This window comes from Virgibacillus pantothenticus, from assembly GCF_018075365.1.
Classification (GTDB): Bacteria; Bacillota; Bacilli; order Bacillales; family Amphibacillaceae; genus Virgibacillus; species Virgibacillus pantothenticus.
Genome location: NZ_CP073011.1, coordinates 3,644,171 through 3,659,215 on the forward strand (window position 1 = coordinate 3,644,171; position 15,045 = coordinate 3,659,215).

Genomic DNA, 15,045 nt, shown 5'->3' on the forward strand with positions numbered 1-15,045 from the left:
TCCAAATTTAAAAAACCTCAAAAAAAAAGCCAAAACATACAGAAATTTGTTAAAATAATACGTGAGCATTTTATTTATGTGATGGAGGGAGAAAGATGAAAACAGATATTAGCGAAGCAAAACGACTCGATGAACAAGATCCATTAAGCAAATACCGAGAAGAATTCTACACTTCATCCGACCAGATCTATTTTGACGGCAATTCTTTAGGCCTGTTATCCACTCGGGCAGAAGCAGCACTACACAACTTATTGGCTTCCTGGAAACAACATGGGATCGATGGCTGGACAGAGGGGGAGCACCCGTGGTTTTATTTATCGGAAAAACTAGGCGCTATGACAGCACCGTTAATAGGTGCTCATGCGGAAGAAGTAATTATTACTGGCTCAACAACAACGAATTTACATCAACTTACCGCAAGTTTCTTTCATCCAGAAGGAAAAAGAACCAAAATCCTTGCCGATGAGCTGAATTTCCCGTCCGATATTTATGCACTACAAAGCCAACTACAGTTAAAAGGATTCGACCCAACAGATCACCTCGTAAAAGTTCAAAGTACAGATGGCAACACATTGCAAACCTCTGCAATTATGGAAGCGATGACAGAAGAAATTGCGTTAATCATTCTTCCGGGAGTGCTTTACCGTAGTGGTCAAATTTTAGATATGGAAACAATTACTAAAGCAGCGCATCAAAAAGGCATCAAAATCGGATTTGATTTATGTCATTCGATTGGCGCAATTCCGCATCAATTATCTGATTGGGAGGTGGATTTTGCTTTTTGGTGTACGTATAAGCATTTAAATGGTGGACCAGGGAGCGTTGGTGGCTTATATGTGAATAAAAAACATTTTAGCAAAAAGCCTGGACTCGCTGGCTGGTTCAGCTCTGACAAAGCTAAACAATTTGATATGGAACATAGCTTATCTCCAGCAAATAATGCTGGCGCTTATCAAATTGGCACACCGCACGTATTAAGTGCCGCTCCATTGCTTGGCTCTCTAGAGATGATATCCGAAATAGGGATAGAAGCAATTAGGGGGAAATCGTTACAGTTAACTGCATATTTAATGGAGCTTGTTGATAAGGAGCTTTTCGAATACGGCTTTACAATAGCAAATCCTCGCTCAGATTCTATACGTGGCGGGCATGTATACTTGGAGCACGCAGAAGCTGCCCGAATCTGTAAAGCGTTGAAAGCAAATGGCGTCATCCCAGATTTCCGTAAACCAAATGGTATTCGTTTAGCACCTGTTGCTTTATACAATACATATACGGAAGTTTGGCAAATGGTTCAGCTACTTAAGTCAATTATGAAAGATGAAAGCTACAAAGCATATGAAAATAAGCGGGGAGTGATTGCCTAAATGACTGACTGGATAGATATTTCACAGCCACTTTCACCTCAGATTGCGCATTGGCCTGGAGACACTCCGTTTCAGTATCGTCTCACAGCTTCCATAGAAGAAACGAAGTCTGTTAATATTGGGAATATCCATACGAGTTTACATATCGGTACACATATCGATGCACCATATCATTTTTCAGCTACTGGGAAAACGGTGGATCAATTACCTATCGAGCCCTATATTGGAAGAGCTGTTGTCATCGATGTAAGTCATACAAAAACAATTAATGCACAAGTTTTATCAGCAATGGATTGGCCTAGCAACACAAAAAGGATTTTATTACACACAAGCTTGGAGAATCAACCGGATCGTTTTCCAGCAAAACTCCCTTACTTAGATCCAGATATTGCTCCCTTTTTACAAGCAAAAGGAGTTCATTTACTAGGAGTAGATATGCCTTCAGTCGATGCACCAGATAGTAAGGACTTAGCTACTCACCATGCATTAGCTGCGCATGGAATTTATATTCTGGAAAACGTGATGCTTGATACGGTTCCAGCTGGGGAATATGAACTCATTGCCCTTCCTTTGCCCATCCAAGGTGCTGATGGCAGTCCCGTCCGAGCGGTTATTCGCCCAATCAGAAAGGGGAGCATGAGTAATGACAGATAAAAAGAATCGAGTTTTTGGTTCAGAAGACGGTATCTACACAGACTTCAAGGAAAAAATGACGTATGGCGATTATTTGCAATTAGATACGTTATTAACCAGTCAAAAGCGATTGTCCGATCATCATGATGAAATGCTGTTTATCATTATCCATCAAGTAAGTGAGCTTTGGCTAAAGCTGATTATCCATGAAATTCAGGCAGCAATTACATCGATTCAACAAGGCAATTTTCAAGCATCGTTTAAAATGCTTGCCCGTGTTTCCAAAACGCAATCGCAAATCATTCAAGCATGGGACGTTTTATCCACCTTAACGCCAGCAGAGTACATGGAATTTAGAGAAAGCCTTGGTAATGCATCCGGATTTCAATCTTACCAATATCGACTTGTCGAATTTGTGCTTGGCTACAAAACCCCGTATATTTTAAAAATATATGAAAACGATCCACAGTTTCATCAAACATTAGAGAAGGCTTATCATGCACCTGGACTTTATGACGTTGCTATTCAAGCATTGGCAGATCATGGATTATCCATTAACACGGACATTTTGCAACGTGATTTTTCGAAATCCTATGAAAAGGACACTTCTGTTGAGCAGGCTTGGTTAACCGTCTATCAAAATACAAATAAATACTGGGAATTATACCAGCTTGCTGAAAAATTAGTAGACATTGAAGATTGGTTTCAGCAATGGCGATTCAGGCATATGAAAACAGTCGAACGCATTATTGGCTTCAAAACAGGTACGGGAGGATCCTCTGGCGTCCATTATTTAAAGAAGGTTCTTGAACATTACTTTTTCCCAGAATTATGGGAAATACGCAGTAAAATATGAGGTAAAACTGTAATAGGGCATTTAGGTGCTGTTATCTTCCACTTAGACTTGTGGCATTACTGATTATCCAACTCCTGAAGTGGAAATCTTACAGCACCTTATATACGGGATAAAATTTTTTAAACCAATATCCTCATTGAAGCATATATTGGGAAAGAAATTCCGCCAAAATGACTTGACTTTTATGAACAATAGAAATAAAGTAAAACATAATTTACAAAAACAAGAGAGGTAAACTCCTCTCTGTTTTCGTTTTCACTTGATATCATAAACCCACTCGAAAGGAAGACAGACATCTTATGCAAAAGAAACCGGAACAATGGGCAAGTAAAATTGGATTTATTCTCTCCTCAGCTGGAGCTGCCATTGGCCTTGGAGCTATTTGGAAGTTCCCGTATATGACAGGAGAAAATGGTGGGGGCGCCTTTTTCTTATTATTTATCGCTTTTACAATCATTATTGGCTTACCGATATTAATTGCTGAGTTTATTATTGGTAGAGGGGCGCAAAAAGAAGCCATTTCTGCATACCAAACATTAGCTCCCAAACGAAGTCTATGGAGATTTATTGGACATTGGGGCGTCGCAGGGGCTTTTTTATTAATGTCTTTCTATAGTGTCGTCGGTGGATGGGTGCTCACCTATAGCCTATTATCCATCCCTGGCATGATTATCGGCAACGGAACTAATTATGCGGATCTGTTCGCAACTATTACGGGCAGTCCTTTCTTAACGATTTTAGGACACTTCTTATTTATTATGATAAATGTGGTTGTTGTATCGTTTGGTGTTAAGGATGGAATTGAAAAAACGAGCAAGATTTTAATGCCATTATTATTTATCTTTTTCATTATTCTTGTTATTCGTTCCATTACATTTGATGGAGCAATGGAGGGGCTTCGGTTCTTTCTACAACCCGATTTTTCAAAATTAAATACCGAAAACATCCTTTATGCGCTCGGACAGTCCTTTTTCTCTTTGGCTGTTGGTGTTTCTGTAATGGTTACGTATAGCTCTTACTTAAAAAAAGATGTTAGCCTACCAATGTCAGCAGCTTCTGTATCAATTATGAATATATTTGTCTCTTTACTTGCAGGGCTAGCTATCTTCCCTGTGGTCTTTGCCTTTGGTTTGGAGCCAACAGAAGGTCCAGGGCTATTATTTATCGTCTTACCAGAAGCTTTTGCACAAATGCCGTTTGGAGAGCTATTTTTAAGCTTATTTCTATTGCTGTTTTTGTTTGCCGTATTAACTTCTTCGTTTAGCATGCTGGAAATCGTTACTGCAGCAGTTACCGCTAAAAAGCAACGTTCCCGACGTACAACAGCTTTAGTTGCTGGTTTGCTGGTATTCTTTACCGGAATACCAGCAGCACTTTCTTCCAGTAGTTTATCTAATGTGACTATTTTCGGAAAAACATTTTTCGATGCCTCTGATTTTCTAGTCAGTAATATTATGTTACCTGGAGGTTGTCTATTTATTGCTTTATTTGTTGGCTTTAAAATGGATAAACAGCTAATTCAGCAAGAGTTTCGCTATGGGAATCAGTTAGGTGACCCAATATATAATGCTTGGTTTCAATTAATCCGCTGGCTCGCTCCATTAACAATTATTATTGTTTTTCTAGGTTCCCTCGGCTTTTTATAAGGCGTAGTTGCTGAGCGTAATAGCTGTTATTTCATGTTTTACGGTAGGTTAGCGTTTTAGAACTTCCTGCCGTGATTGAACAGACCGTTTTGAACATTATTTATAGGGTAAAATAACTGTAGCAACCTCTTTTTCAAATAGCCATGTATTGCACCATGATGACTTCACATTCCAATCTGCTTTAAACGTAACATGATAAGGTGTATTGCATCGCTTTAGAAATGGGAAAGTTAAAGGAGTGTTTCAATGACACAAAAAATCCTCATTGTTGGTGGAGTTGGTGGAGGCGCTACAGTTGCAGCACAAATACGTAGAAAAAACAAAGATGCAACGATTATTATCTTTGATAAAGATGAATATATCGCTTTTTCTAATTGTGGCATGCCCTATTACTTAGGAAATACGGTGAAAGACCGTGAACAAATTTTATACCCGAAAGAAGAATTTGCCGTTAAATATGGTGTTCAGGTAAGAACAAAAGCTGAGGTAACGGCAATTCATCGAGAGCAAAAAGCAATTACCTATCTTACGGAATCAAAACAGTATACAGAAACATATGATCAACTCATTTTATCACCTGGCGCAACGGCGGTCATGCCACCGATCCCAGGAATGGACCAGACACGAACTTTTTCTCTACACACAATAGCCGATATGGATGAAATAGCTGCATACATCGAAGAACAACATCCAAAATCTGCTGCTATTGTAGGTGGTGGCTTCATCGGATTAGAAATGCTGGAAAACTTACACGCAAAAGAGCTGAATTGTACCTTAATTGACCGCTCTGACCAAGTGATGAATCCACTTGATCAAGATATGGCTGAAATGGTTCATGAATATATAAACGAAAAGCAAGTCCATTTGCTGCTTAATAATGGATTGAAGGAGTTTTCTAATGAAGGAAAAACATTGCATGTAGCTAGTGGAAAAACAGTCGCTGCCGATATGACGATCATGGCTGTAGGAATTCAGCCAAACGTTCAACTAGCACAAGAGGCAGGCTTATCTATTGGTAAAACTGGTGCAATTATCGTAAATGAATATATGCAAACGGATGATCCTGCCATTTATGCTTTAGGAGATGCTGTGGAAACAACCGATTGGATAACTGGAGAACCGAGAAATATCGCATTAGCTTGGCCAGCCCATCGGCAGGCGTTTATCATTGCTAGCCATTTACATGGGCAACCTATCCCGTATCAAGGAACGATAGGTTCCAGTATTTTACGACTTTTTGAGATGACAATTGGAGCAACCGGAGCGAATCGTATCGAATTAGAAGCAAAAGGTATCCCTTATAAAGAGGCAAAAATCGAAACATTATCAAACGCAAATTATTTCCCTTCTACAGCTAAGCTATGGATTAAAATTTTATTTGATGCGCATAATGGGCGTATTTATGGAGGTCAGGCTGTAGGGTATGCTGGAGCTGACAAACGTTTGGCCATCCTATCCACTGCTATTAAAGGAAGGATGACTGTTTTCGATTTACCTGAATTGGAGCTCGCTTACGCTCCTCCTTATTCCAGCCCGAAAGACCCCGTAAATATCCTTGGATACAAAGCAGCTTCTATGTTAGCAAATTAGTAATTGGTAAGAATCAGGATAGTCTATTACCGCCGACGTATAAAGAGAACCGTCCATTTCGGACGGTTCTCTTTATATTAATCCAACCTATACGTTTTCATTCATCTTCTGGTAGTTGTAACACATATTAATTACTTTATTCCTCGCTTAATTGATCCACAGCAAGAATAGCAGCTGCAACATCGTCTGCAGTTACATCATTAGATAAGTTGCTCATCGTCTCGCCTTCTTGTGTAGCAGCCTCCCCAACACGAAGCAGGTCTTCGTATGATACGTTATCCAAATGCATTTCTTTTAATGTTGTTGGTAAGCCTAATTTCTTATAAAAATCAATGTATTTTTGTAATTCCTCTTTTGGATGCAGTTCCAAAACAAGCTGTACTAACGTGCCATAGGCTACTTTTTCTCCGTGTGTTAAATGATGAATATCTCCATCCAATACAGTAAAGCCATTATGAATAGCATGCGCTCCAGCTAAGCCGCCACTTTCAAAGCCTAGTCCAGATAACAATGTATTTGCTTCGACAACAGCTTCAACATGCTTTGTCACAATACCTTTTTTAACGGCTTGAAATGCTGCCTCGCCATATGCAAATAATGTTTTCTCACATTCTTTGGCGATTGCCTTTGCGGCAATACTTGGTTTTCCACCGGCCATGGCCTCGCCATTACTTTTTAGTGTCGCTCTTGCTTCTACCCACGTGGCCATTGCGTCGGCAATCCCGGAAGCAAATAGTCTTGCTGGAGCTTTAGCTACAACTGCAGTATCAACCAGCACTAAGTCTGGGTTTTTATCGTAAAATTTATATGATTCAAATACACCTTCATCACTATAGATAACCGATAAAGCACTTGTAGGTGCGTCCGTAGATGCTGTTGTTGGAACAATAATAACGCTTACTTCTAAGCCATCAGCGATTGCTTTAGCAGTGTCTAATGTCTTCCCACCACCTACACCTATTACGGCATCAACGCTTGCTTCTTTTCCTACTTTGACAACCCTGTCGATTTCCGCTATGGAAGCTTCTCCATTAAATGGAACATAGTGATAAGCTAGATTCTCTTCTTTCATACTTGTCTCAATGGTTTCTTTCGTAATCTCCCATACTACATCATCAGACAAAATTAATGGTTTCTGACTAATTGGCTTGACATGCTTTCCTAGACTCTTTAAAGCATCTTTTCCTTGAATATACTTACTTGGTGAAATAAAAATAATCTCTGACATTGTCATCGCCCCTTCTGCTAGCAATTCAAGATAAGGATAGACAGGCTCTTCAAAAGCCATCCATACGAAAGAAAAGCAAATGCATTAGCTTTGCCGTTGATCATTTAAACTAGGCTCTATATACCTGCTCCCTATTTGAATCAAAGCAATTATAGTATTACATACACATGTTTAGTATAACAATGGTGGAAGCGATTATACAAGCTTTTCGTGATTAATTTCACATTTTTTTAATAAATCAGCTCTTTAAAATAACTATTCGAGCTACTTAGCTTGAGCAAACTTAGAGCGAAACTGGAACTTTAGCTCGGAGGCACTCGGAGGCAAATTAAAATAGCTAACCCTACGAAAGCACCTTTTTAGCACCTTTCTGTAGAGCTAGCTATCCATTACAAATCTTCTTCAAACCGATAAACTAATTTATACTTTTCTTCATTTAATAAATCTACCACATGTATACGGACGCCATGTCCAAAAATGACTTCATCCTCCGTCATCGCAACAATCATTGCTTTCGTTTCTTTATTTACATCAATATATATGTCCCCAACAGCAGGTTTTAGATTCGTATCACTTTCAGCTAAATAGGTGATCGATTCATCTTGGATTTGCTGCTCCTCAGGAACCAAACTTTTATCATAATATGCAATTTCCCGACTAGCTTCTGATTTACCCGGAACCATCACAACATACTCACTATGCTTTACACCATTATCTCTGGTAGTAACTACGTTTCCATCCTCTACACTATCAACTTTTTCAATCGCATTCAGTGAATAGTGATCAAGAAAATCCGGCGCTGGCTTGATGATTAAAATATAATCACCTGGCTCTGGTCGTTTATTTTTATCGATGGTATATCGTTTACCATAAAAAATGAATGTATCATTATGCTGTGGACGACATAATTCAATTTCGCTTGCTTTCGTTAATATCTGCTGCATGTCCTTTAAACGATATAAATGCACAGATTTCTTAAACATCGGTTTTACTGAATACACTTGGTGCAATTCATTTCGGTAAAAAACAAACTGCCCTTTTCTCACTTGAAAAAGCTTCATTAGACTACCTCCTATAATGATGTTCCATTAGAGTATATTACAACTGTAGCAAAAAAAGAAAGTCCTAAACTGATATTCCTTTTAATCCACATATTTGAAACATTTTATTCTTTAAAAAATAACTCAGAACAGCGTTAGATTCACATTTTTTCCATATGAACAAACGGTAATGAAGTATCTACTTTGCCGATGACACGCTTAATGGAAAAATCTTGTCCCTTTAGCCATTTATTGAAATCAAAAATAACCGGCTCTCTGTCGCCTCCTAACGCAAACCACGCTTTTAATTGCTTCGGGAAGTAACCTGATGTATGAATCGTCCCAGCCCACTGCTTATATTTTGTAGAAAAAACGCCACGCTTCGAATCATTCATCAGTCTAAAAGCGTCATACGCATTCGTAATTTGTCCCTTATTGTCCTGAATCGTTTGCTGTCTACGCTGGGAATCTGCCAAATGATGCCGATTTTCTTCGGTTAAATGTTCAAAGTGATTGGTACAGACTTGTCCTGTACGTATTTTTACAGCTCGAGGAGAAGCTTCTATAATATAGGTTTCCCCATTTTTATCCAATAAAACATAACTGAAGGAATGACGATGTGGAATTTCCTGTAATACAGCAATAGCCTGCTCCACATCTTTACAATTTTCCAGAACTATTCTGGCTATCATATTACAAATAAACCCATCTTCCGGATGTCGACGATGAACAAAATTATAACCAATGGTTAACCCGTGTTCATTCATGCCGTCCATCCTGCCAGTTATACGCTGGGACGGTGCAATCGTTGCATAGCCTTGATCAGTCGGTTGAAAAACCGTATAGCGGCCTTCATATGTCTTCGGATGATAATCGTAGTTGCGAATCATATAGTCTGAATTTGTGAAAATGGAGCAACCACTTTTTTGATATGCTAGTCGATATCCGCCAAACTCTTGCAGTATCTCCTCCATGTCCCACTGAAGTGCATCCATTAATCCACATAGCTCTTCCCAAATCCCAGGAGCGATCGGTTGAATCATTCGCTTCACTTCATCTTCTTTGATAATGAATCTCGGTCGTCTAATCTTCCATTGCTTTTTCCTATTTTCTAATATATAGGAATGCTTTAAGTCTATTCCTTGCTCGTAACCAAAATCATAGTGTCTGCCCCGGTACTGTATTACATCACTATAGATCGATTGCATGAAGTTCCCACCTTTCTCGCACATTCATCCTTCATTGTAATCTTTAATCTTTCATTTGAAAATCCATATGTATTTAAATGAAACCTTTCATCTATAGCTATCGTAGTAAAAGTATAGAGTTTATAATTAGGAGTGAAAACATGACAGGAATTTTAACAACGACGATACTTTCATTTATTTTATATGCTGTCATCGCTGTATTTTTTATTATTCAAAACAAAAAATACCGGGTGACGACAGTAAAAGCAGTCGGTCTGGTTTTTGCAACGCTGTTTATACTCGGTGTTATTACTGTATACATTTTAATGCCGCCGATTACCATACCGAACATGACAATTGCGAACCTCGTTATAGGGACTGCAGGAATGATAAGTTTATATGCATTAACCAAGAGTAAGCCATTTACCAAATCTACCAAGCATTTCGATACGATTACAGGTGCCCTTATTCTATTTGCAATCATTGCCATTCCCGGATTTATTCTTTTAGGTATCCTTTCGTTAGATGATGCACATCAGTCCATCGCTACCAAAGAAGTTGAAGAAGCAAAGCCATTAGATCAAGACGCTACACCAATCGTTGTCTCACCGGAATTTGCTCGAAACAAAGTGCAAAAAGCGATGAGTGTTGTTCCAAATACACAATTCTATGATCTAGGAAAATTACAGGTGCAAAAAGTCAACAATGACATCGTATTTGTGGCTCCTGTAGAATTTACTGGATTTTGGAAATATTTTCGCGGGAAGGAAACAGAAGGATATTTCACTATTTCTGCTACAGATATCAATGCACAACCAAAGTTTATTGAAGGCAAAATGAAATATACAAATTCCAGTTACTTTAATCATCAAGTGTCACGTACGATTTACAATGCGCACCCAAACTACATTCAAAATGGGGAACCCCAAATTGAAGTAGATGAGGAAGGCAAGCCTTGGTATGTACAGACATTATATAAACCAATTGGCTTGACAAACAAACCTAACTTGCAAAAACTACATGCTGCAGTTGTCGACCCGGTTACTGGAGATGTGAAGCTGTATAAATCAGATCAAGCACCTGAATTCATTGAAGGGTCTATCAGCTCTGAAATGGCTTCAGAGGAAAATGAATATTTCGGCAAATATGTTCACGGATGGCTTAATTCCATTTTTGGAAAAAAAGATGTAAAAATACCAAATGAATCAGGTACAGAGACAAGTGTAACGCCTTTATTTGATGAGAATGGAGCAATGTATTACTTTACAGACATGTCCTCGCCAAAGGAAAATATCGATTCGGCTCTAGGTTACACCCTTATCAATGCGCGAACGGGTAAATTAACCTATTATAATGGCGAGCAGAATAATGGTATTATGGACAGTAAAGGTGCAAAAGAAATCGTCAATAAAGAGTTTCCTGAAAAGAAATGGACTGGATCCATGCCAATTCTTTATAATATTGATGGCAATCCCACTTGGGTGGTTAACGTTTTGGATCCGAACGGTCTATTCAAGCACTATGCTTACATTAAAGCAGCTGACTCTGATTTTGTCGTCTTTGGAGATACAGCCAGAAGTACACTAGAGTCTTACCGACTCGCCTTGGCACAAGATCCAAGCAATGTGGAATCCACTGGGGAAGCAAGCTTAGAAAAGCGTAACGGTACAGTAGAACGTGTACTAGTCACAACCCAAGATAAAAATCAAGTTGTCCAATTTCTGCTTCAGGATGACCCAATTATTTATACTGTTAATTCCGGAAAAGCTCCAAGAGCCATTTTCTTACAGACTGGAGATAAAGTAGAACTGGAAGCAAATATTAGGGACAATCAAACGGCGATCGTCGAGACAATTAGCATTGAAGGATTAACGACGACCCCTGAACAATAAATTAAATACGATAATAGAGCAGGTCGGCAATGATGCCAACCTGCTATTTATGTTGCTTATTTTGCTTATTTACGACGCAATAGCCTATAGTTCACAAAATAAGCCAAGCATGGATGCGTAAAATAAGGAGACACTATTCTTCTATAAGCAAAGATAGTTCTTCCCATCTGTCCATTTTTTCATTTAAAGCTTTCTCTACATTCATTTGCTCTGCATATAGTTCCTGCACCTTTTGCGAATCGCTCCCCGCAGCGACAATATCATTCTTAATCGATTCTAGCTTTTCTTCCAACGAAGTAATAACATCTTCTATTTCATCCCATTCTTTTTTCTCCAAATAGGACAGCTTCTTCTTTTGAGGTTTCGGTGATTGTCGTTGGTTCTTGGACTTTTCTGCCGATTTAGCAGCGATATGGGTGCTTTCTTGGTGGGCTAAAAAATCACTATAATTGCTATGGTAGGAAGTAATATTGCCTTTTCCGTCAAATACAAGCAACCGATCCACAACACGATCTAAGAAATAGCGATCATGGGAAACCGTTACGACAACGCCTGGAAAGTGATCCAAATACTCTTCTAACACGCTTAACGTTTGCGTATCTAAATCATTCGTTGGTTCATCTAAAAACAGCACATTTGGTTCTTGCATTAACACTTTCAGCAAATATAAACGCCGCTTCTCTCCACCAGATAATTTACGGATATACGTCCATTGCTGTTTTCGTGAAAACAAAAAATGCTCTAGCATTTGCTCTGCTGTAATAACAGACCCATCTTTCGTATGAATGACTTCAGCTATTTCTTTAATATAATCAATGATTCGTAAATCTCCGTCTAACTCTTCTTCTCCTTGCGTATAGTAACCGATTTTCACCGTATCGCCAACAATGACTTCTCCATCATCAGGTGACAAGCGTTGTGCCATAATATGCAAAAAGGTAGATTTCCCAGAACCATTCGGACCAACAATTCCTACACGATCACCAGGTGTCAATAATTGATTGACATTCGATAAAATTTCTTTATTACCGAACGATTTACAAACTTGTTTTAATTCAATGACTTTTTTACCTAGCCTAGCCGAACCAATAGGAACTTCAACATTTTCCTGTCTCGTATCAAATGTCTTTTGCTGCATGGTATGCACACGTTCAATTCTAGCCTTTTGTTTTGTTGAACGTGCCTTCACACCGCTTTTCAGCCACGCTAGCTCTCGTCGTAACGTGTTTTGGTGCTTGACCTCTTCACTTCTTTCTAACGCTTCACGCTCTGCCTTTTTCTCTAAAAATACTTCATAATTTCCTTCATACGTGTACAAGTTGCCACGATCCAATTCAAAAATCCGATTAGTTACACGATTTAAAAAGTAACGATCATGGGTTACGAGTAAAAGCGAACCAGGATAGGTCTGTAGATATTTCTCCAGCCATTCAATGGTTGCATGATCCAAATGGTTGGTCGGCTCATCTAATATAAGCAGATCAGCAGGCTGGATTAGCGCAGTCGCAAGTGCGACTCGCTTTTTTTGACCGCCTGAAAGCGTTGCTGTCGGTTTATCGAAATCTGTAATCCCTAATTTCGTCAAAATTGTCTTCGCGGTTGTATTAGCTTCCCACGCACCCAATTCATCCATTTTTTGCTGTGCAGCTAATAAATTGGTTTGCGCCTTTTCACTTTCTGAATCACGCTGTAATTGAAGCAGTGCTTGCTCATATTCTCGCATAACCTTCATGATCGCTGAATTCCCATAATAGATTTGCTCCATCACAGTTAAATTCGGGTCTAAAGTCGGGGCTTGGGCCAAATATTGAATGCGATAATCGTTCGCATGGTGAATCTCCTCATGGTCTGCTGGTTCTATACGAGCAATAATTTTTAATAAGGTGGACTTTCCTGTACCGTTAACACCAATCAAGCCAATTCGTTCACCACCAATAATATGACAGGTAATCGAATTAAAAAGTGTTTTATCACCAAATGATTTTGATAGATTTTCTATCGATAGCATGTTTCATCATCCTTCATTCTTTCTGTTTTTCCACCAAGATTTAGTAATAAGCACAATTAACAATAGCATCCATGAAGTTACTAAATAAAAAATCACCTTTGCTGGTTCTGTCATGTCTGAGAAGAAAAAAGCCATGCCAACCCAAACAACAGCAATGATTACTAGCTGTGCTATTAAGAGCTTCAAAACAATCTCCCCCATATATGTATCGTCGTTCATATTAAAAAAACAACTCGCCCTATACTAGAAACCTAGTATCCCCAAAAACAATATGTCATTTTTCTTTGATTACTGTGAAATGATGCACTCCATAGCACTATCGCCGAAGGACCTTATCACTGCTATGGAGTAGCATAAAAGATGGTATGAGAGAACCGTCTGCAATCTCTATCCCATTGTATATTATAATAACCCTTGTATACTAATAATAGCAATGCGTTACAGTTCTAAAACATGACTGCCTATTTAAATACTGCTAGCTATCTAAGTGTACAGCTTTACATGTTACGAAGCAAATTCGCCATTTCAATCGCTGCACTGGCTGCTTCGGAACCTTTATTTCCAGCTTTTGTACCCGCTCTTTCAATTGCCTGTTCAATTGTTTCTGTTGTTAAGATTCCAAAAATAACTGGCTTTCCCGCTTGCAATGATGCTTGCGATACGCCCTTGGCCGCTTCATTACAAACATAATCGAAATGTGGCGTAGCACCACGAATCACCGCTCCGAGAGTAATAACCGCGTCATATTGCTCTTGCTTAGCCATCTTTTTAGCAATTAATGGGATTTCATAAGCTCCAGGTACCCAAGCAACCGTAATCTGATCAGCGGCTACCCCGTGTCGCATTAATGTGTCTTTAGCACCTTCTAATAGTTTCCCAGTAATAAATTCATTAAATCTACCAACAACGATTCCAATCCGTAAATCCGTTCCAACTAAATTCCCTTGTAATACGTTAACGTTACTCAATGACGTCACACTCCTCGTTCTCATTTATTCGATATGCTACTAATTGCTGTACAGATATGAGCTGCAAACTAAATTGTTCAGCGATTTTTTCCAAGTCTGCTAGCCTTGCCATGGAACCATCGCTATTTATAATTTCACATATAGTTCCTGAAGGACTAGCTCCACATAATTTAGCCAAATCTACAGCTGCTTCCGTATGACCTTGGCGTACAAGCACTCCACCATCTCGAGCAATTAATGGGAATACATGTCCGGGCTGATGAAAATCCTCTTTTACAGCGAATGAGTTAGCGAGTGCTCGAATCGTTGTTGCTCGATCAATTGCACTAATCCCTGTTGTTGTTTCCTTATGATCGACACTAATGGTAAATGCGGTAGCATATGAGTCTGTTTGTGTTGATGGCATTAATGTCAATCCAAGCCGCTTTGCTATTTCGCTACCCACTGCTGTACATACTAATCCTTTACCATGCGTTATCATGAAATTAACGACTGCTGGAGTAATTGATGCTGATAAAGCAACAAAGTCACCTTCATTTTCCCGACTTTCATCATCAACCACAATAACTGGCTTGCCTGCTTTCAAATCCTTGACTGCATCTTCTATTGTATGCATGTTTTTCTCCTTCC

The 15,045-nt window shown here is 39.0% G+C and carries 12 protein-coding genes and 1 pseudogene; 6 read left to right on the forward strand and 7 right to left on the reverse strand.

Going from position 1 to position 15,045, the window contains the following annotated elements:
• Nucleotides 1-95 precede the first annotated feature (95 nt).
• The 5 genes from kynU to KBP50_RS16930 all read left to right on the forward strand — a co-directional run bounded on the left by kynU (nucleotide 96) and on the right by KBP50_RS16930 (nucleotide 6,092).
• Nucleotides 96-1,367 carry a kynureninase gene (gene kynU / locus KBP50_RS16910; RefSeq protein WP_050351600.1) on the forward strand — a complete coding sequence of 424 codons (1,272 nt, stop codon included), beginning with the start codon at nucleotides 96-98 and terminating at the stop codon, nucleotides 1,365-1,367.
• A complete protein-coding gene (gene kynB, locus KBP50_RS16915; protein ID WP_050351601.1) occupies nucleotides 1,368-2,021 on the forward strand; it encodes an arylformamidase in 654 nt (217 codons plus the stop codon).
• Nucleotides 2,011-2,856: a tryptophan 2,3-dioxygenase gene (gene kynA, locus KBP50_RS16920; RefSeq protein ID WP_050351602.1), complete on the forward strand. Its 846-nt coding sequence runs from the start codon at nucleotides 2,011-2,013 to the stop codon at nucleotides 2,854-2,856. Before kynB ends, kynA begins: the two co-directional genes overlap by 11 nt.
• Before the next feature lie 299 nt (nucleotides 2,857-3,155).
• Nucleotides 3,156-4,502 carry a sodium-dependent transporter gene (locus KBP50_RS16925; RefSeq protein WP_050351603.1) on the forward strand — a complete coding sequence of 449 codons (1,347 nt, stop codon included), beginning with the start codon at nucleotides 3,156-3,158 and terminating at the stop codon, nucleotides 4,500-4,502.
• A 246-nt stretch (nucleotides 4,503-4,748) separates the two neighbouring features.
• Nucleotides 4,749-6,092, forward strand: coding sequence for a CoA-disulfide reductase (locus KBP50_RS16930; protein ID WP_050351604.1), 1,344 nt, complete (start codon nucleotides 4,749-4,751; stop codon nucleotides 6,090-6,092).
• 136 nt (nucleotides 6,093-6,228) lie between these two features.
• Here the strand turns inward: KBP50_RS16930 and KBP50_RS16935 are convergent, their stop codons facing one another.
• The 3 genes from KBP50_RS16935 to KBP50_RS16945 all read right to left on the reverse strand — a co-directional run bounded on the left by KBP50_RS16935 (nucleotide 6,229) and on the right by KBP50_RS16945 (nucleotide 9,568).
• Nucleotides 6,229-7,320, reverse strand: coding sequence for a glycerol dehydrogenase (locus KBP50_RS16935; protein ID WP_050351605.1), 1,092 nt, complete (start codon nucleotides 7,318-7,320; stop codon nucleotides 6,229-6,231).
• Between the two features lie 389 nt (nucleotides 7,321-7,709).
• The gene (locus KBP50_RS16940; RefSeq protein ID WP_050351606.1) at nucleotides 7,710-8,381 is read right to left on the reverse strand and encodes a hypothetical protein; all 672 of its coding nucleotides are present in this window, start codon (nucleotides 8,379-8,381) and stop codon (nucleotides 7,710-7,712) included.
• A 140-nt stretch (nucleotides 8,382-8,521) separates the two neighbouring features.
• Complete coding sequence (locus KBP50_RS16945) at nucleotides 8,522-9,568, reverse strand: C45 family autoproteolytic acyltransferase/hydrolase (protein ID WP_050351607.1); 1,047 nt, start codon at nucleotides 9,566-9,568, stop codon at nucleotides 8,522-8,524.
• Nucleotides 9,569-9,708: 140 nt separating this feature from the next.
• On the opposite strand from KBP50_RS16945, the gene KBP50_RS16950 reads away from it, so the two are divergent.
• A complete protein-coding gene (locus tag KBP50_RS16950) occupies nucleotides 9,709-11,439 on the forward strand; it encodes an APC family permease (protein WP_050351608.1) in 1,731 nt (576 codons plus the stop codon).
• A 133-nt stretch (nucleotides 11,440-11,572) separates the two neighbouring features.
• Here the strand turns inward: KBP50_RS16950 and KBP50_RS16955 are convergent, their stop codons facing one another.
• The 4 genes and pseudogenes from KBP50_RS16955 to ribB form a co-directional block, all read right to left on the reverse strand.
• The gene (locus KBP50_RS16955; RefSeq protein ID WP_050351609.1) at nucleotides 11,573-13,447 is read right to left on the reverse strand and encodes an ABC-F family ATP-binding cassette domain-containing protein; all 1,875 of its coding nucleotides are present in this window, start codon (nucleotides 13,445-13,447) and stop codon (nucleotides 11,573-11,575) included.
• A gap of 6 nt (nucleotides 13,448-13,453) precedes the next feature.
• Entirely contained in the window at nucleotides 13,454-13,633 is a 180-nt protein-coding gene (locus KBP50_RS16960; RefSeq protein WP_050351610.1) for a hypothetical protein, read from the reverse strand.
• 311 nt (nucleotides 13,634-13,944) lie between these two features.
• Nucleotides 13,945-14,415 (reverse strand): 6,7-dimethyl-8-ribityllumazine synthase, encoded by a 471-nt coding sequence (gene ribH, locus KBP50_RS16965; protein ID WP_373688060.1) that lies wholly within the window; start codon nucleotides 14,413-14,415, stop codon nucleotides 13,945-13,947.
• A gap of 28 nt (nucleotides 14,416-14,443) precedes the next feature.
• A pseudogene (gene ribB, locus KBP50_RS16970) lies at nucleotides 14,444-15,031 on the reverse strand (3,4-dihydroxy-2-butanone-4-phosphate synthase); the annotation flags it as partial.
• Between the last annotated feature and the right edge of the window lie 14 nt (nucleotides 15,032-15,045).

Bases quoted from the DNA above. Each gene is read 5' to 3' on its own strand.
- kynU (WP_050351600.1), top strand. From the start codon at position 96: ATGAAAACAGATATTAGCGAAGCAAAACGACTCGATGAACAAGATCCA.
- kynB (WP_050351601.1), top strand. From the start codon at position 1,368: ATGACTGACTGGATAGATATTTCACAGCCACTTTCACCTCAGATTGCG.
- kynA (WP_050351602.1), top strand. From the start codon at position 2,011: ATGACAGATAAAAAGAATCGAGTTTTTGGTTCAGAAGACGGTATCTAC.
- KBP50_RS16925 (WP_050351603.1), top strand. From the start codon at position 3,156: ATGCAAAAGAAACCGGAACAATGGGCAAGTAAAATTGGATTTATTCTC.
- KBP50_RS16930 (WP_050351604.1), top strand. From the start codon at position 4,749: ATGACACAAAAAATCCTCATTGTTGGTGGAGTTGGTGGAGGCGCTACA.
- KBP50_RS16935 (WP_050351605.1), bottom strand. From the start codon at position 7,320: ATGTCAGAGATTATTTTTATTTCACCAAGTAAGTATATTCAAGGAAAA.
- KBP50_RS16940 (WP_050351606.1), bottom strand. From the start codon at position 8,381: ATGAAGCTTTTTCAAGTGAGAAAAGGGCAGTTTGTTTTTTACCGAAAT.
- KBP50_RS16945 (WP_050351607.1), bottom strand. From the start codon at position 9,568: ATGCAATCGATCTATAGTGATGTAATACAGTACCGGGGCAGACACTAT.
- KBP50_RS16950 (WP_050351608.1), top strand. From the start codon at position 9,709: ATGACAGGAATTTTAACAACGACGATACTTTCATTTATTTTATATGCT.
- KBP50_RS16955 (WP_050351609.1), bottom strand. From the start codon at position 13,447: ATGCTATCGATAGAAAATCTATCAAAATCATTTGGTGATAAAACACTT.